The 19,542-nt window shown below is 55.7% G+C and carries 18 protein-coding genes; 3 read left to right on the top strand and 15 right to left on the bottom strand.

What is annotated here, in order from left to right:
- Nucleotides 1-16: 16 nt before the first annotated feature.
- The 4 genes from CAMM_RS05710 to CAMM_RS05695 all read right to left on the bottom strand — a co-directional run bounded on the left by CAMM_RS05710 (nt 17) and on the right by CAMM_RS05695 (nt 4,825).
- Entirely contained in the window at nt 17-2,293 is a 2,277-nt protein-coding gene (locus CAMM_RS05710; protein ID WP_040354384.1) for a polyribonucleotide nucleotidyltransferase, read from the bottom strand.
- 212 nt (nt 2,294-2,505) lie between these two features.
- The gene (gene rpsO, locus CAMM_RS05705) at nt 2,506-2,775 is read right to left on the bottom strand and encodes a 30S ribosomal protein S15 (RefSeq protein ID WP_040354382.1); all 270 of its coding nucleotides are present in this window, start codon (nt 2,773-2,775) and stop codon (nt 2,506-2,508) included.
- 100 nt (nt 2,776-2,875) lie between these two features.
- Nucleotides 2,876-3,802 (bottom strand): nucleoside hydrolase, encoded by a 927-nt coding sequence (locus CAMM_RS05700; protein ID WP_075761526.1) that lies wholly within the window; start codon nt 3,800-3,802, stop codon nt 2,876-2,878.
- A 3-nt stretch (nt 3,803-3,805) separates the two neighbouring features.
- Nucleotides 3,806-4,825: a bifunctional riboflavin kinase/FAD synthetase gene (locus CAMM_RS05695; protein ID WP_003845436.1), complete on the bottom strand. Its 1,020-nt coding sequence runs from the start codon at nt 4,823-4,825 to the stop codon at nt 3,806-3,808.
- A 45-nt stretch (nt 4,826-4,870) separates the two neighbouring features.
- Between CAMM_RS05695 and truB the strand changes: the two genes are divergently transcribed.
- The gene (gene truB, locus CAMM_RS05690; protein WP_003845435.1) at nt 4,871-5,737 is read left to right on the top strand and encodes a tRNA pseudouridine(55) synthase TruB; all 867 of its coding nucleotides are present in this window, start codon (nt 4,871-4,873) and stop codon (nt 5,735-5,737) included.
- Here the strand turns inward: truB and CAMM_RS05685 are convergent.
- The 9 genes from CAMM_RS05685 to rimP form a co-directional block, all read right to left on the bottom strand.
- Nucleotides 5,734-6,420, bottom strand: a complete 687-nt coding sequence (locus tag CAMM_RS05685; RefSeq protein ID WP_040354472.1) for a 4'-phosphopantetheinyl transferase family protein — start codon at nt 6,418-6,420, stop codon at nt 5,734-5,736. The genes truB and CAMM_RS05685 overlap by 4 nt on opposite strands.
- Entirely contained in the window at nt 6,420-7,244 is an 825-nt protein-coding gene (locus CAMM_RS05680; protein WP_003845433.1) for a metallophosphoesterase family protein, read from the bottom strand. Before CAMM_RS05680 ends, CAMM_RS05685 begins: the two co-directional genes overlap by 1 nt.
- Before the next feature lie 103 nt (nt 7,245-7,347).
- Nucleotides 7,348-8,649 (bottom strand): MATE family efflux transporter, encoded by a 1,302-nt coding sequence (locus tag CAMM_RS05675; protein WP_003845432.1) that lies wholly within the window; start codon nt 8,647-8,649, stop codon nt 7,348-7,350.
- Complete coding sequence (locus CAMM_RS05670; protein WP_003845430.1) at nt 8,636-9,598, bottom strand: DHH family phosphoesterase; 963 nt, start codon at nt 9,596-9,598, stop codon at nt 8,636-8,638. The genes CAMM_RS05675 and CAMM_RS05670 overlap by 14 nt, the downstream gene beginning before the upstream one ends.
- An 8-nt stretch (nt 9,599-9,606) precedes the next feature.
- Nucleotides 9,607-10,041 (bottom strand): 30S ribosome-binding factor RbfA, encoded by a 435-nt coding sequence (gene rbfA / locus CAMM_RS05665; protein WP_003845429.1) that lies wholly within the window; start codon nt 10,039-10,041, stop codon nt 9,607-9,609.
- A 163-nt stretch (nt 10,042-10,204) separates the two neighbouring features.
- Nucleotides 10,205-13,060 carry a translation initiation factor IF-2 gene (gene infB, locus CAMM_RS05660; protein WP_040354379.1) on the bottom strand — a complete coding sequence of 952 codons (2,856 nt, stop codon included), beginning with the start codon at nt 13,058-13,060 and terminating at the stop codon, nt 10,205-10,207.
- Nucleotides 13,061-13,150: 90 nt separating this feature from the next.
- A complete protein-coding gene (locus CAMM_RS05655) occupies nt 13,151-13,429 on the bottom strand; it encodes a YlxR family protein (protein ID WP_075761525.1) in 279 nt (92 codons plus the stop codon).
- 96 nt (nt 13,430-13,525) lie between these two features.
- Complete coding sequence (gene nusA, locus CAMM_RS05650) at nt 13,526-14,548, bottom strand: transcription termination factor NusA (protein ID WP_003845422.1); 1,023 nt, start codon at nt 14,546-14,548, stop codon at nt 13,526-13,528.
- A 58-nt stretch (nt 14,549-14,606) separates the two neighbouring features.
- Complete coding sequence (gene rimP, locus CAMM_RS05645; protein ID WP_003845421.1) at nt 14,607-15,146, bottom strand: ribosome maturation factor RimP; 540 nt, start codon at nt 15,144-15,146, stop codon at nt 14,607-14,609.
- Nucleotides 15,147-15,184: 38 nt separating this feature from the next.
- Between rimP and CAMM_RS05640 the strand changes: the two genes are divergently transcribed.
- Nucleotides 15,185-15,922 (top strand): hypothetical protein, encoded by a 738-nt coding sequence (locus tag CAMM_RS05640; RefSeq protein WP_232051042.1) that lies wholly within the window; start codon nt 15,185-15,187, stop codon nt 15,920-15,922.
- Between the two features lie 7 nt (nt 15,923-15,929).
- Here CAMM_RS05640 and CAMM_RS05635 read toward each other — a convergent pair whose 3' ends face one another.
- Nucleotides 15,930-17,687, bottom strand: coding sequence for a proline--tRNA ligase (locus CAMM_RS05635; protein ID WP_003845418.1), 1,758 nt, complete (start codon nt 17,685-17,687; stop codon nt 15,930-15,932).
- A gap of 30 nt (nt 17,688-17,717) precedes the next feature.
- Here CAMM_RS05635 and CAMM_RS05630 point away from each other — a divergent pair, with 30 nt between their 5' ends.
- Entirely contained in the window at nt 17,718-18,407 is a 690-nt protein-coding gene (locus tag CAMM_RS05630) for a YaaA family protein (protein WP_003845416.1), read from the top strand.
- Here CAMM_RS05630 and CAMM_RS05625 read toward each other — a convergent pair.
- Complete coding sequence (locus CAMM_RS05625) at nt 18,390-19,517, bottom strand: DUF4921 family protein (RefSeq protein WP_232051041.1); 1,128 nt, start codon at nt 19,515-19,517, stop codon at nt 18,390-18,392. The two genes, CAMM_RS05630 and CAMM_RS05625, sit on opposite strands and share 18 nt — an antisense overlap.
- Nucleotides 19,518-19,542 lie beyond the last annotated feature (25 nt).

Here is a 19,542-nt window from a genome sequence, read left to right as displayed (position 1 = left end):
AGTTAAGGGTGAAGGCTTAAGCCTCGACTGGAACCAGGGAGATCTTGCCGCGGTTATCAATATCCGCGATTTCTACCTGAATCTTATCGCCGACGTTGACAACGTCTTCGACCTTTTCAATTCGCTCATCGCCACCGAGGTTGGAGATGTGAATAAGACCGTCACGGCCTGGCGTGATGGAGACAAAGGCGCCGAAAGCGACTGTCTTCACAACGGTGCCCAAGAAACGCTCGCCGACCTTCGGAAGCTGCGGGTTCGCAATGGCATTGACCTTTTCAATGGCTGCGTCTGCGGCTTCACCGGAAGTAGCGGAGACATAGACGGTGCCGTCGTCTTCGATCGACACATCTGCGCCGGTTTCTTCCGTGATGGTGTTGATGGTCTTGCCCTTCGGGCCAATCAACTCACCGATCTTGGATACTGGAATCTTGATCGAGGTGATCTTCGGAGCCAGTGGAGACATCTCATCTGGTCCGTCAATGCCCTCAGCCATGATGTCCAAGATCTCTTCGCGGGCATTGCGTGCCTGCGACAAAGCATTAGCCAATACCTCGGATGGGATGCCATCCAGCTTGGTATCCAGCTGCAGTGCGGTGATGTAGTCGCTGGTACCCGCGACCTTGAAGTCCATATCGCCGAATGCGTCTTCTGCACCCAAGATATCGGTCAAAGCGACGAAGCGCTCTTCACCGTCGACCTCGCCGGAGACAAGACCCATCGCAATACCAGCAACCGGTGCCTTCAGCGGGACGCCAGCGTTGTACAAAGACATCGTCGAAGCACAGACCGAACCCATGGAAGTAGAACCATTGGATCCAAGAGCCTCAGAGACCTGGCGAATGGTGTACGGGAACTGCTCGCGTGGAGGGATGACCGGCAGCAACGCACGCTCTGCGAGTGCACCGTGGCCAATCTCGCGGCGCTTTGGAGAACCAACACGACCGGTTTCACCGGTGGAGTATGGCGGGAAGTTGTAGTGGTGGATATAACGCTTGGACTCCACTGGGGTCAAAGAGTCAATGGTCTGCTCCATCTTGAGCATATCCAAGGTGGTCACACCAAGAATTTGGGTTTCACCGCGCTCAAACAACGCAGAGCCGTGTACGCGTGGGATCAAACCAATCTCAGCGCCCAGGTCACGGATATCTTCTGCCGCACGACCATCGATACGGAAACCTTCGGTGAGGATCTTCTCACGCACGATTTCCTTCATCAACTGGTTGTAAGCAGCGCGGATCTGCTTGGACGCATCATCTTCGGTAAAGACCTCGAGCAGCTGTGCTTCGACTTCTTCCATGTGCGCATTCGTAGCTTCGTCGCGCTCCTGCTTCGCAGCAATGGTCATCAGCTTGCTGAGCTTCTTCTCAGCCTTGCGTGCAACCGCGTCGTAGACCTCGTCAGCGTATGGCGGGAAAAGCTGGAATTCCTTCGTTTCCTTCGCCGCGCGTTCAGCAAGTCCTGCCTGTGCTTCACACAGAGTCTTGATGAATGGCTTGGCTGCTTCGAGTCCGGCTGCAACAGTGGACTCTTGCGGCGCTGGTGCGCCTTCAGCAACGCGTTCGTGCACGTGCACGCCAGCGCCTGCTTCAACCATCATGATGGCAACGTCGTCGACGTTTTTGCCCTTGTTCTTGCGGCTGACAATACGGCCGGCAACGACCATTTCAAACAGCGCACGCTCGTGCTGTTCTGCATTCGGGAATGCCACCCACTGGCCTTCTGGGTGCTTATCATCAGCCAGCAGTGCCATGCGGACACCGCCGACAGGGCCAGATACTGGCAAACCGGAAAGCTGGGTTGCAGCCGACGAGCCGTTGATGGCGATGACGTCGTAGTATTCCGCTGGGTCCAAGCTCAAGACGGTATTGATGACCTGAACCTCATTGCGCAGGCCCTTAACGAAGGTCGGGCGCAGCGGGCGGTCAATCAGACGACACGCCAGGATGGCTTCAGTCGATGGGCGGGCTTCGCGACGGAAGAAAGAGCCGGGGATTTTACCTGCGGCATACATGCGTTCTTCCACATCCACGGTCAGCGGGAAGAAATCAAGTCCTTCGCGCGGCTGGTTGGATGCAGTCACGGTGGTCAACAGCATGGTGTCATCATCAAAGTAGGTGGTGACAGAACCATCAGCTTGACGGGCTAGCTGGCCAGTTTCGAAAGTGATGGTGCGGGTACCAAAGTCACCGTTGTCTAAAACAGCGGTTGCTTCGAGGATGTCAAAGTCTTCATCTTTTGCGAAGCTGACTTGGTTATTTGGGTTTAGTGCTTTCCCGCTATTGCGTGGACTCATTAAGAGGGGATCTCCTTCGTAGAGTATCTGGCGATCATCGGTGTCGCCATCAAAAGTGTTCATTTACGTATTTATGCACGTACAACATTCCACAGTCTACCAAAGTCGCTGCTCGTTCACACTGTGAGATTGATTGGCCGAGTCAAGCCTAGAAAACGCAAAAAAATCGCCACTGTTTGTCATGATGACAACAGCGGCGATTGACGCAAGCTTTAGCGACGCAGGCCCAGACGGGAAATCAGGTCACGGTAACGGTCAATGTTGTTCGCAGCCAGGTACTTCAGCAGGCCACGACGACGACCAACCATCAGCAACAAGCCACGACGGGAGTGGTGGTCATGCTTGTGGAACTTCAGGTGCTCGGTCAAAGTATTGATGCGAGAGGTCAGCAGTGCAACCTGTGCCTCTGGGGAACCGGTATCGGTCTCGTGCAGTCCAAATTCCTTGAGGATTTCGGACTTCTTCTCAGCGGTCAATGCCATGAGATTATCTCCTATAAATATTTCAGTCCGCATAAAACAAACAGCCTAAGCTGCTACTTCGCAACTGCTGCGAACCGCAGTCACAAAGCGAGGGTTAATATTACCGTGACTGGGCCAATCGGCCAAATAGTTGCGCTAGCTTGTCGATGAAATCGGGCACGAACGTATCCACGTCCACCCCAACGGCAACACGCGTTTCCACATCGGTGCCTTCCCAACGACCAATTGTTCGGCCAATGGTCGGGCCTTCGGTGTCTACCTGCAGTGGCAAAATGAGACAATCCACCAAGTCGGGGTCGGCAGCCACGGCGACTGCGAGTGGATCATGGAGCGCACAACCCTCCATGTGCGGATTGTTGTCTTGGTACGCGTCGATGTAATACCCCGCCATATCGGCAAAGACATCACCCGCGGCACTTCCCCGCCAGGAATCTGCTTCTGCGCGCGTTAGCTGTGTTTGCATCGTCACATCCAAGCCCACCATGGTCATGTCTTCCGCAAGTTGGTACACGGTATTCGACGAGTGTGGATCTTGGGAAATATTGGCTTCAGCAGCCGGAGAGACATTCCCCGGTACCGTCAGCGCGCCGCCCATAGACACCATGCGGATACTGCGCAGCGTCTCATCTTGTTCGAGCGCACGAGCCAGGGTGGTTTGCGCGCCGGTGGGAACAACAACTAGGTCCTCACCGTATTTGGCAGCCGATGCGATAAGAAACTCCACGGCATCGCCCGCAGAGTCCGCTTTCTCAGCAGCGATATCAACGTTTCCCACGCCATCCGCGCCATGGATGCGCGCCGATGCCTCTGAGACCTCAAAACCCGCCACGGTGGCACCTGCGTACACGGGAATCTCTGGCTGGCCGAGCAGCTCCAACAACGCTTGGGTATTAGCCATCCCCTGTTCCACCGTGACATTGCCGTAGGTGCCGGTGATACCAATGAGCTCAATATCAGGGTGCGCAATGGCATAAGCGAGCGCAAAGGCATCATCGATACCCGTGTCCAAGTCCAGAATCATTTTCATAATTTAAGCGCTTTCAGATTGCAGGAAGTAGGTCGTCGGCCCCATCTGCTGCGCGGCCACATCTTCTGCCAAGATCTTACGGGTTTTGATGACATCTTTGGCCATAACGTCGAGCAACTGCTCCACGGAATCAAACTTTTCCATCGTGCGGACATGATCCACAAATTCCACTTTGACATCATGGCCGTACAAATCAGCATCGCGGTCGAGAACAAAAGATTCGACGGAGCGCTGCTCATCACCAAACGTCGGGTTAGTTCCCACCGAAATCGCAGCAGCATAGGCGATTTCTGGTTCCATATTTCCACTCACCGGTGCCTCAGTCGGCAAGATCGTCAGCCACCCTGCATAGACTCCGTCGGCTGGCAATGCCACGGTGTCATGGAAATACTGATTCGCCGTAGGAAAGCCCAATTCTTTGCCGCCGCGCCCAGCACCGCGTACGACAGGTCCAGACACCGAAAAGTGCCGCCCTAATGCCCAATTGGCCCGCGCCACATTGCCCTGCGACAGGTACTCGCGCACTGTCGTGGAGGAAATGCGCACCCCGTCATCGTCAAGCAAATCGATGACATCGACTGTCATCCGCGCCGCACAAATATTTTTGAGCGTGTCTGCGGTGCCGGCGGCGTTTTCACCGAAGGTGAAATTCGCGCCAACGACGATGTGGGAGGCGTGCAGCGTATCTTCCAAGAGATATTCCACGTACTTTTCTGGGGTTGTGCCGGAAAGTTCCTTGGTGAAATCGATAACAAGAACTGCGTCAATGCCGTAAGTTTCCGCCAAGGAAAAACGCTCGTGCAACGTGGTAATTCCCAGCGGAGCTCGGCGCGGGAGGAACACAGACACCGGGTGCGGGTCGAAGGTCACCATGACTGCTTTCGAACCCGTCTGGCGGGCTTTATCAACAGTGGCGTTAATTAATTTTTGATGTCCGCGGTGCACACCGTCAAAGACACCAATGGTCACTGCACTGTTGTCTAAGTCTTTGGGGACTGCTGCTGTTCCGTACCAAATATCCACGCCTTACATGCTAGATCATTTGCTTGCCGATTAGACTATGGCCTCATGACTGACTCAGGACTTGTTGTTGTGGATAAACCAGCCGGCATGACCTCTCATGACGTGGTCTCCCGCGTTCGGCGGGAGTTTGGTACCCGCAAGGTTGGCCACGCCGGAACCTTAGATCCCATGGCCACGGGTGTTTTAATCCTGGGTATTGAGCGTGGCACCAAGTTTTTAGCGCACATGGTCGCAGCCACCAAGGCCTATGAAGCTACTATCCGCCTGGGTGCTTCCACGACCACCGATGATTTTGAAAGCGACATCCTGTCAGAAACTTCAGCCGCGCACATCACGGATTCACAGGTCCACGAAGAAATTGCCAAGCTCAGCGGCGAGATCATGCAAAAGCCCGCCAAAGTCAGCGCCATTAAAATCGATGGCAAACGTGCCTACCAGCGCGTTCGTGATGGCGAGGACATCGATATTCCTGCCCGCCCGGTCACCGTGAGCCGCTTTGAGGTGCACAATAGCCGGATGGATCCCCGCGAGTTAGATGTCACGGTGGAATGTTCCTCTGGTACCTATATCCGCTCCCTTGCTCGCGATTTAGGTGCTGCGCTGGGCGTCGGCGGGCATTTAACGGCGCTTCGTAGAACCGCCGTCGGGCCATTTTTGCTTGACGATGCCTCCCCGATCGATGCCATGCAACTGTCCCTGAGCTTGGATGAGGCGTTGGTGCGCTGCTATCCCCGCTTGGATGTCACCGCCGAAGAGGCGCACAAGCTCGCGATGGGCCAATGGCTAGAACCACGTGGCCTCAAAGGCACGCACGCAGCAGTAGGCCCCGATGGCCGCTCAGTAGCGCTCATCAAAGAACAAGGAAAGCGTTTGGCCACCGTCTTTGTGGCACATCCGTCGACGTTGAGCTAATACGTCAATCGCTCGTGGCCAAGGCCAGCTTCCACGGTGGTGGAGACAATGATGTAGCCATCGCGCACCATCCAGCGCCCGCAGATAAACGGCACTGGTGTTGGTCGGACCAATAAGTAAGAAATCAACGTGCCATCTTCGCGAATATCTACTTCGGCCTGCTCAAATCCCAACCACCGGTGAGTCATGGGAAACCATGCTTTATAGGTGGCTTCCTTGGCGCAAAATAGCAGCCGGTCAGCAAAAGATATCTCGGCCTTGCGCAAGCGATTAATCTGCGGAATCTCCCCCGACCGCGCAATCATCGACAGCACGCCTTCGGGCAGCGGCTCTGCGACTTCAACGTCTAAACCTAAAGACGTAACCTGTGAGGTCGGCGCGACCACCGCCGCGCGAAAGCCAGGTGTGTGCGTTAAGGATCCGATATAGCCAGCTGGCCATAACGGCATGCCTCGCTCCCCGCGCAAAATCGGCTCCTGGCCTTGATAACCCAGTTCTTTCAGCGCCTCATGCGCACACCAGCGGGCATCCCCGAATTCTGCCTTGCGGGCATCAACGGAATGCGCCGCTACAGATTGCTCCAGCGGGTGCAGATTATGGAAATTGACCAAGTCGGAGGTCTTCGGGTCGGTCTTGACGTAGCAAAACCGTGCGACGTCGGGGAAGAGAGATTTCTCCATCATCATGTTTCATCCTCTTCCATCGTCAACACAGGATATGGCCACAGTTGGTTGCCTTGATGGGACAGCCATTCCCGCGGGTAGCCCAGAGAGACCTCAATATGATCGACTCCATCAATCTTTTCGACGGAAGGCATATGCAAATGGCCATAGATCACTGCCTCCGCGTTATAGCGGGTCGGCCAATGACGAGTATGCCGGGAGCCGCACCATAAACCAATTTCCGACCACCGCATTTTCAGCGTTGGCTCTTGTACCAGCGGCCAGTGATTAATCAGCACCGTCGGCCCGGAAATGCGCGATAGGCGCTTAATCGAGTACGCCAGACGGTCCCAGCACCAGGCACGCACATCCACAAAAGGTGCAATCGCAATCTCATCCGTCATCATAATTTGCCGCTCGGCTGCAGCCGCGATGGCTTGTTCCACCGTGGTTCCGGGTGCACGGAACGAGTAATCGTACAACGTAAATAGCGGCGCAATAGTCACGCCATTAAATACTGGGTAGGGGTCTTCCGGCGTGATGACGTCAATCTCGCGGCAGCCTTCGACTAGCTCCACATATTTTTCTCGTCCTCGGAACTGATCTGTGGAGCGAGAAAATAGTTCATGGTTGCCCGGTGCCCAAATGACCTTGGCAAAACGCGACCGCAGCTCTTTTAAGACCTGCACCACCAGATCGGTGCGTTCGGCGACATCGCCGGCAACAATTAGCCAATCTGCCGGATTTGAAGGCTGGATTTCATCAATCTTTTTACTATTTGCCTTCACCGCAGCATGCAGGTCAGAGACCGCCCACAATGTTGTGTGCGATGACTGTCCAGCCATGATTAACCCCTTGTACTCTGACTTCTATCGACTGCTGAAACTTTAGCAGCCCGTCGGCTCTCCAAGGTTTATCGTCACCGTGGCCAGAAACGTTAGCGCAGTGCTAATCGATGACCGCCCACCGCATCGAATAAAACCGGATCACAACAGCTATGGTTCGCAGGCCAATAAATGCCGCCAAACCGGCCCAAATTCCGGCCAGACCAAGGCCTGCGGCATAGGCGATACCGATGCCAGGCAAAAATCCCACGATCACCGAACCAACGGTAATAGTACGCAGGAAAGCGGCATCTCCCGCGCCCAGCAAGACGCCATCGATGGCGAACAAGACGCCCCCCGCGATGATCATGCCGATCATGATCCACCACGGAATGCGCATGGCCTCTAGCACAGCGGCATCTTGGGTAAAGATTCGCGGAATGATACCTGCGCCCAGTGCAAAGACGGCTGCTAATGCGCCGGAAAAGATGACAGAATAGCGAATGATTTTCTGCCCAGCATTGCGGGCAACATCGACGGACTTGGCACCGAGAGCAGACCCAATGAGAGTCTGCGCGGCGATGGCTAGCGAATCCAGCACTAGCGTGAGGAAGTTCCAGATCTGCAACATTACCTGGTGTGCTGCCAAAGGAGCCGTGCCAAAGCGTGCTGCCACTGCCGCTGCGGATAAAAATGCCGCCTGCAAACTGGCGGAGCGGATGATGAGATCGCGTCCTAACACCAGCTGTCGCTTAATGACCTGTGGCCGCAAGCGCCACGAACCCGTGTGTTGCTTGAGCAGCTCCTGCACAAACAACAGCGCGATAATGCCCATGCCTAAGACATTCGCCCACGCGGAGCCCACTAAGCCCCACCAGTGCACGAAAAATGGCACGGCAATAGCTCCAGGGATTAAACCTGCCAGAGTAAAGTACAACGGCTTTTTGGTGTCTTGGATGCCACGCAACCAACCATTACCGGCCATTTCGACCAAGGTAATAGGAATTGCAAAGGCAGCCACGTGTAACCAGGATGCGGACAGCTTTGCCGTTTCTGGGTTACCGGTCATCCACAGGGCAATCTGACCACCAAATAGCCAGATGACGCAGGCCAGGCCAAAACCAACGATGAGCGCCACATAGGTGGCTTGCACACCCTCAGCAATAGCGCCTTGTTTATCACCAGAGCCAAAAAGCCGCGAGGAACGCGCCGTGGTGCCATATGACAAAAAGGTCAGCTGGGTAGTGACCACAGACTGCACCGCTGCCGCCGCACCGAGAGCCGCCAATTGTTCCGCGCCAAGACGGCCAACCACCGCTGTATCCAACAGTAGGTACAGCGGCATGGCTGCCAGCACGCCAAGTGCAGGCAGCGCTAGGGCAAAGACCCTCCGCGCGGAGATCTGGGACTCTTTAGAATTGACCAACGATATCTGCTAACTCCGCAATAATTTCTTCTGGTTCTCCCCGAGTTGAATAGCCCGCTGCCGGAACATGGCCACCGCCACCTAAGCGAGCAGCAACCTGGGCGCAATTGACGCCATTTGAACGCAAAGATACTGCCCAGAATCCAGGCACTTGTTCCTTAAAGACCACGCCTAAGTCCGTGCCATCCAAGGCACGGACAAAATCGACCATCGTCTCCACTGCAGAATCTGAGTGCCCCGAAATCACGTCATAGCGGCCGACCAGCACTGCCATAGTGTGCTCTCCTGCCGGGATGATTTCAACGTCGGCAAGCACGCGGCCCAGCATCTGCAAATCCTCGGCAGTATTGGAATCCATCAGGTCAACTGAGATCTGCTTGGTATCTAATCCATACTCCATCAGCTGCCCCGCAAAGGTATGCATGTAGGGTCTTCCCCACCGGAAACTTCCGGTGTCGGTCACCAAACCTGCATACATCGCATGAGCGATATCAGCGTTTAAGCTCACGCCTAGTTCTTCCAGCACGGGAGCGAGCACCGTTGTCGTGGATTCACACGCAACGTCGACCAGGTTGATATTGCCAAAGCCATGGTTGGAAGCATGGTGATCGATGCATACAACCTTGCCGCGGCGGATCATCTTTGCCAGGCCAGGTGCCAAAAACCCTGTCCTGTCCAATGAGCCACAATCAACCGTGACGTACAGGTCACAGCCCTGGGGCAACGCTGTCACCACTTCGACGGTCTCGGTGCCGGGGATGGTAAATAGGTTTTCCGAGATAGGCCAATCCTGGCCCACGACGCACCGAGTGGTCTTCCCTAGCTGTTCCAGAGCTAAACGCAATGTCGCCATGGAACCTAGGGCATCAGCATCTGGGCGCAGGTGTGCCACGATGCACACCGAGTCAGCTTCTTGGAGTGCTCCCACCACTTCTGAAATAGAGGACATGGAAAGTTCTATTCCGAGTCCGTCTTATAAGGGTTGGCTTCACCGGCCGGCTTAGCGTTTTCCTTTAGCTTGGCCAGCTCCTCATCACGTGCCCGTGCCCGGGCAAGCAACTCCTCCATGTGTGCCGAAGCTTCAGGCACCGCGTCGAATTCAAACGACAAGGTCGGGGTAAAGCGCACCTGTAGCTGGTCACCGACGATCTTGCGCAACTGCCCCTTAGCGCGGTTAAGTGCCTCGGCTGCCTGGTCGTAATCTGGCTCAGAATCAATATCGACACCGCGGACGGTGTAGAAAACTGTCGCGTCATGCAAGTCACCAGTCACGCGCGTATCCGTAATAGTGACTAGTTCAAGCCTGCGGTCTTTAATTTCACGGTCGATGGCGGTCGCCACAATAGTTTGAATGCGCTTTGCCATCCGGGCCGCGCGTGCATGATCAGCCATGATATCCGCCTCTACTTATCTCGTGTTTAACTCAGGACAATCCTAGTTCATTTCCTAGGAATCAAAAATACTTGCTCTAGGGATAAAGAAGCCGGGCACAAGGCCCGGCTTCTCGTTCCATCTCGTTCACTAAGCTACGTCATGTAGCCCGTACCTTTGATGTTTAGGTACGTGGAACTTCAACCTCTTCGTATGCCTGAATGAGGTCGCCTACCTGGATGTCTGGGTAGGACAAGACCATGCCGCACTCGTAGCCAGCACTGATCTCGTTGACGTCGTCCTTTTCATGACGCAAAGATTGAATCTTCGCGTCAGAAGTGATGACGTTGCCGTCGCGGACAATGCGAACCTTGCCGTTGCGCTTGACCTTGCCGTCGGTGACCATACAACCAGCGATGGTGCCGATAGCAGAGGACTTGAACAGTGCACGGATCTCTGCCCCACCGGTATCGCGCTCTTCGTAGATTGGCTTGAGCATGCCCTTGAGTGCCTGCTCAATTTCTTCGATAGCACGGTAGATAACGGTGTAGTAGCGAACATCGACGCCTTCAGCGTTGGCTTCTTCCGTTGCCTTACCTTCAGCGCGAACGTTGAAGGCAATGATGACAGCGTCAGAGGCTGCAGCCAAGGTGACGTTGGTCTGGGTAACCGCACCAACGCCGCGGTCGATGATGTTGAGCTGTACCTCGTCGTCGATTTCAATATCGAGCAAGGAGTCTTCCAGTGCTTCCACAGAACCTGCGTTGTCACCCTTGAGGATGAGGTTGAGGGTCGAAGTCTCCTTGAGTACTGAATCCAGATCCTCGAGGGAAACGCGCTTGCGGGACTTCGCCTGCATAGCAGAACGCTTACGAGCATCACGCTGCGCAGCAATCTGACGTGCAACACGGTCATCTTCCACAACCAGCAGGTTATCGCCGGCACCTGGAACACCATTCAAGCCCTGAACCTGGACCGGACGGGATGGGCCAGCCTCTTCAACGTCATGACCGAACTCATCGAGCATGCGACGAACGCGGCCGAAGGAGTCACCCACAACGATGGAGTCACCCACGCGCAAGGTACCGCGCTGAACGATAACGGATGCAACTGGGCCACGACCACGGTCGAGGTGAGCTTCAATGGATACACCCTGTGCATCCATGTCTGGGTTAGCAGTAAGCTCCAGCGCTGCATCGGCAGTCAGAACAACTGCTTCCAGCAGAGCGTCGATGTTGGTGCCAGCCTTCGCGGAGATATCCACGAACATGGTGTCGCCACCGTACTCTTCTGGGACCAAGCCGTATTCCGTCAGCTGGCCACGGATCTTATCCGGAGCAGCTTCTGGCTTATCGATCTTGTTCACAGCAACCACGACTGGGATATCCGCTGCCTTGGCGTGGTTGATGGCCTCTACTGTCTGCGGCATAACGCCGTCGTCAGCTGCAACCACCAAGATTGCCAAGTCAGTGGACTTCGCACCACGGGCACGCATGGCGGTAAATGCCTCGTGACCTGGGGTATCCAGGAAGGTAATGACGCGCTCGCCACCATCGACATCAACCTGGGTCTGGTACGCACCAATGCCCTGGGTAATGCCGCCGGCCTCGCCCGCGCCTTCATTCGTCCGACGGATGGTGTCCAACAGACGAGTCTTACCGTGGTCAACGTGACCCATGACGGTTACGACTGGAGGACGCTTCGCGAGGTCTTCCGCCGTACCTTCATCGTCACCAAACTGCAGGTCGAAGGACTCAAGCAGCTCACGGTCTTCATCTTCTGGAGAGACAACCTGAACGTCGTAGTTGATCTCCGCGCCGAGCAGCTGCAAGGTCTCTTCCGAAACCGATGCGGTTGCGGTCACCATTTCACCGAGGTTAAACAGTGCCTGCACCAATGCTGCTGGATCCGCATTGATCTTTTCAGCGAAGTCCGCCAAGGATGCGCCGCGACGCAAACGGATGGAAGCGCCCTTGCCATCTGGCAAGCGCACGCCACCAACTACGTTTGGTGCGCGTAGCTCCTCGTATTCATTCCGCTTCTGACGCTTCGACTTCTTACCGCGTCGTGGTGCGCCGCCTGGACGGCCGAATGCACCTGCAGTACCGCCGCGACGTCCGCCGCGTCCACCTGGACCACTGCGGAATCCACCTGGTGCTCCACCTGGTTGTCCGCCGCCTGGACGGTTGCCTGGGCGACCACCGCGACCGCGTCCACCGGCAGCAGCTGCCTTTTGCGGCATAGCTGCTGGGTTTGGATGCGAAGGCATCATTGCTGGCGATGGACGACGTCCGCCGCCCTGACCACCAGACTGTGGCTTATTCTCGCGGTTGTCTGGACGACCGCCGTCACGCTTTCCACCTTGTGGCTTCGGGCGTGGTCCCTTTCCTCCACCTGGGCGTGGTGCAGGACGATCGCCTGCGCCACCACCGGAAGAAAATGGGTTATTAGCCACGCGACGAGAGCCGCCTGGTTTAGGCATGGAACGTGGGGTTGGCTTGTCGCCGCCTTCTGCACCTGGCTTCGGAGCGCCAGGCTTTGGTGCTCCCGGCTTGGGCGCACCAGGTTTTGGACCGCCTGGCTTTGGGGCACCAGGCTTTGCAGCTGCTGGAGCCGCAGGCTTCTTGGCATCCGCTGCCGGAGTTGGCGCGGACTGTGCCGCTGCTGGCTCCTGGGCTGGTTTCGGCGCGCTTGGCTTCGCAGCTCCAGGTTTTGGTGCACCTGGTTTTGCAGCGCCTGGCTTCGCAGCACCTGGTTTCGGTGCGCCTGGCTTGGCAGCTCCAGGCTTTGGTGCACCTGGTTTTGCTGCAGCCTTCTTTGGCTCAGCCTTTGCTGGCGCAGCCTTAGCTGCGGCCTCGGCGTTGTCGCCACCGATGCCCTGCTCTTCATAATGCGCACGCATCTTTTTCACCACCGGCGGTTCGATGGTGGATGATGCGGTCTTTACAAACTCGCCCTGCTCTTTGAGCGTGCCGAGTAGTTCTTTACTGGTAATTCCGAGCTGTTTTGCCAGCTCATGAACGCGTAGCTTACCTGCCACTTGTCTCCTCTTAGTTTCCCTAGAGGCGACAAGGCGCCCCTAGGATCAGTTACTGACTTTCATCGCTGATGCTTCATCGTTGTGTGCTCATCAGTGTTCGGTCTTCCTTACAATCTCGAAGGTCTTGGATAAGTACTCACGTACTTGACCTGTATCCACGGGTGCGGACAGACGAAGAGCCCGAGCGAATGCTCGGCGCTTCTCCGCAAGCTCGTATGCAGCTAAGTCTGGTGTTATCCAGGCTCCCCTGCCGGGAAGCCGTCTGCCGGGATCGGGGATGATACGTCCTTGAGTATCAGCCACCACACGCAATAACTCCGTGTCCGGTAGGCGCTTTCGTGTTGCTATGCACGTCCGAAGTCGGGTCAAAACCAACTCCTTCCTGCTGCACGTGGGCCATTGTCAATCCTACTTGAAAAGTCGTAAAAATTGAACTTGCGACATTTCTTTGCCCAATGCGGTTGATTACTCGACCTTGTCAGCGTCGGAATGAATATCAATCTTCCAGCCGGTAAGGCGAGCTGCCAAACGTGCGTTTTGTCCTTCTTTACCAATAGCAAGTGACAACTGGTAGTCCGGAACAGTCACGCGTGCTAGTTGCGCTTCAGGGTCAAGCACTTCCACGCGCACTACTTTCGATGGTGCCAAGGCATTGCCCACGTATACGCCAGGATCCTCATTGAAATCAATGATGTCGATCTTCTCGCCACCCAAAGACTGCATCACGTTGGTCACACGCTGACCGCGGGGGCCAATGCATGCACCCTTGGCATTTAGGCCTTTGACCTGGCCGGTGACAGCAACCTTGGAACGGTGTCCTGCTTCGCGAGCGATAGCGACAATTTCCACAGCGCCATCGAGTACCTCTGGTACTTCCAGCTCAAAGAGTCCACGAACCAATTCTGGGTGGGTCCGCGACAATAGAACCTGGACGCGAGCGCCTTCTTTTTGAACGCCAACGACGTAAGCCCGCACGCGGGTGCCGTGGGTTAAACGCTCGCCGGGGATCTGTTCCGCTGGGAGCAAGATGCCGTCTTGGGTTTTGCCTTCTTTAATATCAATCTCGGTACCAAGTTGCACCACGACGATGCCGCGGGAATTCGCGTGAGAATCTTGCTGCACGACGCCAGAGACAACAGTTCCCTGCAGTTCAGCGTAAGAATCGTAGGCGCGGTCTGCTTCTACTTCGCGCAAGCGCTTGAAGATTGCATCGCGGACAGCCGGTGCAGCTACCCGACCGAAGTTGGTGGGCGTGTCATCAAATTCCGTGATGATCTCGCCGTCTTCGTCGCTTTCGGTAACAACGACGGAAACTTCGCCGGTATCAGCATCAATATCTACGCGGGCCTTATGGTTTTCTTCGATGTTGCCATCGCGGTACTCGGTGTATGCATACAGCAGTCCGCTTGCTACAGAAGTCAGCAAGTCCGTAACTGGCACACCACGCTCGGTCTCGATAGCACGCAACGCGTCGATATCAATATTCACTTATTCATCCTTCAACGTTTCCAACAATAACCGCTCGTGTTCCATCCAAGCGGTCAGCTTAGTCTTCAGCAGCCAATTCTTGGGCTGCGTCGAAGCTGAGCTCGACGATATCCTGCTCCACGGCGGGAGCAGGTGCGAATTCAATTTCTACCACTGAACCCACAAGGTTTTCCAATCGCTGTACTTGTACCTTGGCTATATCTCGGGCGCTTGTTACAACAATCACGTTCTGTTCATCCTCGCTGAGAGCGCCAATACGTACTTCACCCAGCGAAGACTTAATCTTGCGGCCCCGATTGCGGCGAAAATGCCGCGGTGCGGTCAGCGGCAGGTCCACGCCAGGGGTCGAGACCTCCAGGGTGTAGCCGGCACCGAAATTGAGCTCGCCAGCTTCTTCGGCGGCGTCGAAGGCGTCACCGATAGTGCGCGACATCTCTTCTAAGACATCCGAAGACGGGCGCTTTTCGCCATCAATACGGATGACTACTTGGGACTTCTTCCCCGCTTTGGTGGTTTTAATCTGTTCCACATCCAAGTCGTGCTTGGCTAAAATCGGGGTGAGGAAATCTTCTAACTTTTGTTCACTTGGGAAAGCCATAGCCAATAGCTTAACGGGGAGCAGGTAAGGTCTTCCACGTGAATCGCCGACTTACCTTTGCAGCCTTTCTTGTATGCGTCCCCCTGCTGTCTTCGTGTGCCGTCGTGGACTTCTTTGGCCCACGGCCCGATTCCGCTTTAGTGGAGCTTGCCCAAACTGCGCAGGCGGATGCGAAAGAATCCGAAGATTCCTCCTATGCGCAGCTGCGCCGGACGCAATCAGAGGAACTGTTTGCAGAAATCAATCGTCTCTGCGGGCTGGAAGAAGATGGCCAGGTGCCAGATACCTGCGTTATCGATGACACAGACCCGGCAGGTCCGGCAGGCTCTCGCGAGGACGCGGTTGCGCAGCTCGTCGAACTCGCCGAGAAAGCGCCGGAAGATTCCCGCCCACTATTAATCGATCAAGCCATCGCGCTTGCCGATGGCAATGCGGCTCTCCCCGAAACACCCGATGAAGACATGCTCGGTGAGGCGCGCGGGCTGTTGGAATTTGAATATTCCACCGTGTACGGCCTCGATGTTGCCGAGGCGCACGGCGCGGATGTCGATACCGTTGCGCACGAAGAACTCATTGTGCAGCTGCAAGAATTTATCGGCGAAGATGCTCCAGTAGCGGATCCGGCATACACCGCGACTTGGCCGGATGATTCCACGGCTCAAGAATTTGCTGATGAGCTCGTGCAATCAAGCCGCGATAGCTTTGAGGCAGCTGCTGTCACCGCGCAGGATTCGCAGTGGCGCAGCTGGCTCATTCATGCTGCCGCAAAACTTTAACCGCGGACTACTTGCGTCCCAGTCGCTGCAGCAATTCGTCCACGATGGATTCGGCGGGGACCTCGAGGGTCTCGCCGCCACGAATGCGCAATTCGATGATGCCGTCTTTAAAAGAACGGCCCAAAATCGCGCAGTATGGCATGCCGAGTAGTTCGGCATCCTTGAACTTAACGCCAGGAGAAACCTTCGGGCGGTCATCGAAAAGCACTTCGACGCCTGCCTTATCCAAAGCTTCTACCAGCTCGTTGCCGGCCTTGGTGGCATCTTCGTCCTTGTTGGCTACCGCCACGTGTACTTGGTACGGCGCGACATCGAGCGGCCAGTTCAGGCCCTTTTCGTCATGGCGCTGTTCTGCCAACACCGCCATCATGCGCGAGACACCAATGCCATAAGAGCCCATGGTGGGGATGGCACGCTTGCCGTTTTCGTCCAGAATCTGCACATCAAAGGCCTGGGTGTATTTCCGTCCCAGCTGGAAGATGTGGCCAAGCTCAATACCGCGCTTGAGCGTCAAGGTGCCCTGACCTTCTGGAGCTGGGTCGCCTTCGTGGACCTCGGAGGCTTCCACGAATTCATCGATCTGGAAATCGCGGCCTGCTACCAAACCAACGACGTGGCGGTTTTTCGCATCTGCACCAGTGATCCACGAGGTACCAGAGACCACGCGCGGATCGGCGTAGACCTTAACGCCATTGGCATTGAGCCCACGTGGGCCCACATAACCCTTGACCAAGAATGGATTGTCCTTGAAGTCGGCGTCGGTGGCCAGCTCAAAGGTCGCCGGTTCCAACGCAGCTTCCAGACGCTTCGGTGCCAGCGCGCGGCTGCCTGGGATCAAGACACCGGCGAGTTCTGGTTCTTCGCCTGGTTGTGCAATCTTGACCATCATGCACTTGAGGGTGTCTTCGGCAGTGACCTCGCGGTCATCGATGGTTATGCCTTCAGAACGTGCCCATTCGACCAAGGTGTCGATAGTCTCTGAATCAGGAGTGTCATACTCCTTGGCCTCCGGCAGGTTGGAGTAATCAATCTCTGCTGGAACTGGGGTCACCACGGCTTCGACGTTGGCGGCGTAGTCGCCGTCGGTGGCGCGAACGAAGGTATCTTCGCCGACTTCAGAGACCGCCAGGAACTCTTCGGACGCCGAGCCACCCATGGCGCCAGAGGTTGCCTGGCAAATCGCGTACTCGATGCCTAAGCGGTCAAAAATCTTCTGATACGCCTTGCGGTGGCGAGCATAGGACTTATCGAGGCCCTCATCAGACATATCGAAGGAGTACGAGTCCTTCATGATGAATTCGCGCCCGCGCAAGATGCCGGCACGAGGACGCTCCTCATCGCGGTACTTGGTTTGGATTTGGTACAGGGTGACGGGGAAATCCTTGTAGGAGGAGTACAAGTCTTTGACCGTTTGGGCAAACATTTCCTCATGCGTTGGGCCCAGCAGCATGTCTGCACCCTTGCGGTCCTTGAGGCGGAAGAGGTTGTCACCGTATTCGGTCCACCGATCCGTAAGTTCATAAGGCTCGCGCGGCAGCAAAGCGGGGAAAAGTAGCTCTTGGCCACCGATCGCATTCATTTCTTCGCGGACTACGTCCTCGATCTTGCGCAGGGTACGAAGTCCCAGCGGCAACCAGGAATAAATGCCAGGTGCGGCACGTCGCAAATAACCTGCGCGAACTAGCAGTTTGTGGCTTGGGACTTCAGCTTCTGCGGGATCCTCCCGAAGGGTACGCAAGAACAGCTCAGAAAGGCGAGTAATCATGATCCTAAAATACACGGCTACTGTATATGCATGCTCATTATCCTCCCTCCTAGTGAAACAAAAGCTTTCGGTGGCGACGGCGATCCGCTAGATTTAGCGTCGCTTTCTTTTCCATCGTTGCACGACAACCGGCAAAATATCATTGATATCCTGCGACAATACGATGTCGATGAAGCAATGAAGGTGTTAAAAATCTCTGAGGCATTGCGCGCGGAGGCAGAGGAAAATTCCAAGTTACTTACTGGCCCCACCATGCCCGCGCTATATCGCTACACCGGGGTTTTATACGACGCTTTAGATGCGAAAACTCTGTCAGATAAAGCCTGGGATCAATTGGCTATCGGTTCAGCCCTATTCGGCGTCGTGCGCCCGCGGGATATGATTCCGTTTTATCGTTTATCCGGGGGCACAAAGCTTTACGATGCCACCATGAAGTCCCGGTGGGGCAACTCCATTACAAAAGCACTCGAGGCGGAAGATGACTTCATCATCGACCTGCGCTCGGGCACCTATCAAGCACTTGGCCGCGTCAAGAGCGCCGTGACTGTCCGCGTAGAAAATTCCGAGGGCAAGGTGATCTCCCACTTCAATAAGTTCCACAAAGGACAACTCGCCCGCGCCATCGCTGGGAAAGATCTCCACTCCATCGAGGACATTATGGACACCCCTGGCTTCCGGTTCACAGAAGTCAACGGCACTCAGCTAACGATGGTTGTCTAAGCCCTCCAAGACTTTCTCTTTTAAGTCCCACGGCGAAATCGTGTTGAGATAAATATGCGTGCTGCCCTCAAAACCAGCGAGAGTCGATGTGCGCAGTTTAAGGTTCACACGCCACGGCATCGGACTGTGCACATCCCGGGGCTGGTGGTGCCATTCTTCATTGCACGGCACCCCAGCACCAATCGCCCTGTGCGCGGCGTGTAGGACATCGCTAAACCCGCGCACCTCTGCCGCGCTGTGCTCCCACGGGCGCCCAGGTGCTTTGGAGTAGACCTCCAAGGTGGGATACGGGTGCCCGATGCCCGCGAAAAGCACGGCGTGTTCATTTTCCGCAATGATTAAATCGTGTTTCCGTGCAAGCTCAATTCCGCGCTCCTCGAAGACATTGGGTACTCGCTCCACGCTGCGCAGTTCGGGACCGTGCTCATCGATGGCGACTAATTGCTTATGCAGGTGGTCAAAGGACGCGCCCGCTGGTTTTAGCCAATTTTGAAATGCGGCGACGTATTTCGCGTATGGGTTTTTCTCATACAAATCGCGCATCGCATCGATAGTAAAAGCGATAAACCGCGCGTGTTCGTCTTTGCTCAATGAGCCCGAACCCCCATGGTGCCGACGCGCGACGATGACATCATGGCTACCGGAGAAAAATGCCCGCGCGGCAAGCTTCAAGTCCTCACCATCGAGCTGCCGTCTCAGTTTTGCTTCGACGACACTTTTAACGTGGTCATAGCCGCTGTCTTCGGCCAGGTAAGCATCGATAAGCTCTGCATCGGCTTCCGTCCCATAGTTGGCATGCCAATAATCGAAAGTGACAATCTCAAAGAGATTGGGAATCCGGCGAAAATCCGGATCGGTCGCGTCTAATTCTGCGGCGGGAACGTGGCGCAACACCGTGGCATCGGAAAGCATGCGAGCTTTCTCCGGTGGTGTCTCACGCTTGCGATCCCAGCAAAAGGCACAGCTGTGATTGTCTGTCATGGCCTGTGGCTGGTCCAAGGGACGATTCCCACGGCCCGGCACAGTCCACACCTCAGTGCCCAGCAGGGGGTTGATTTGTTTGATGGTGCCATCAGCCATGTGCGTAAACGGAGAATAATTAACGGTCACGACTTTAAATAGTAAATCCCTTGCC

It is taken from the genome of Corynebacterium ammoniagenes DSM 20306 (genome assembly GCF_001941425.1).
Taxonomy (GTDB): domain Bacteria; phylum Actinomycetota; class Actinomycetes; order Mycobacteriales; family Mycobacteriaceae; genus Corynebacterium; species Corynebacterium ammoniagenes.
Note: the sequence above shows the minus strand (reverse complement) of the source record. Positions and strands in the feature narration are given on the sequence as shown.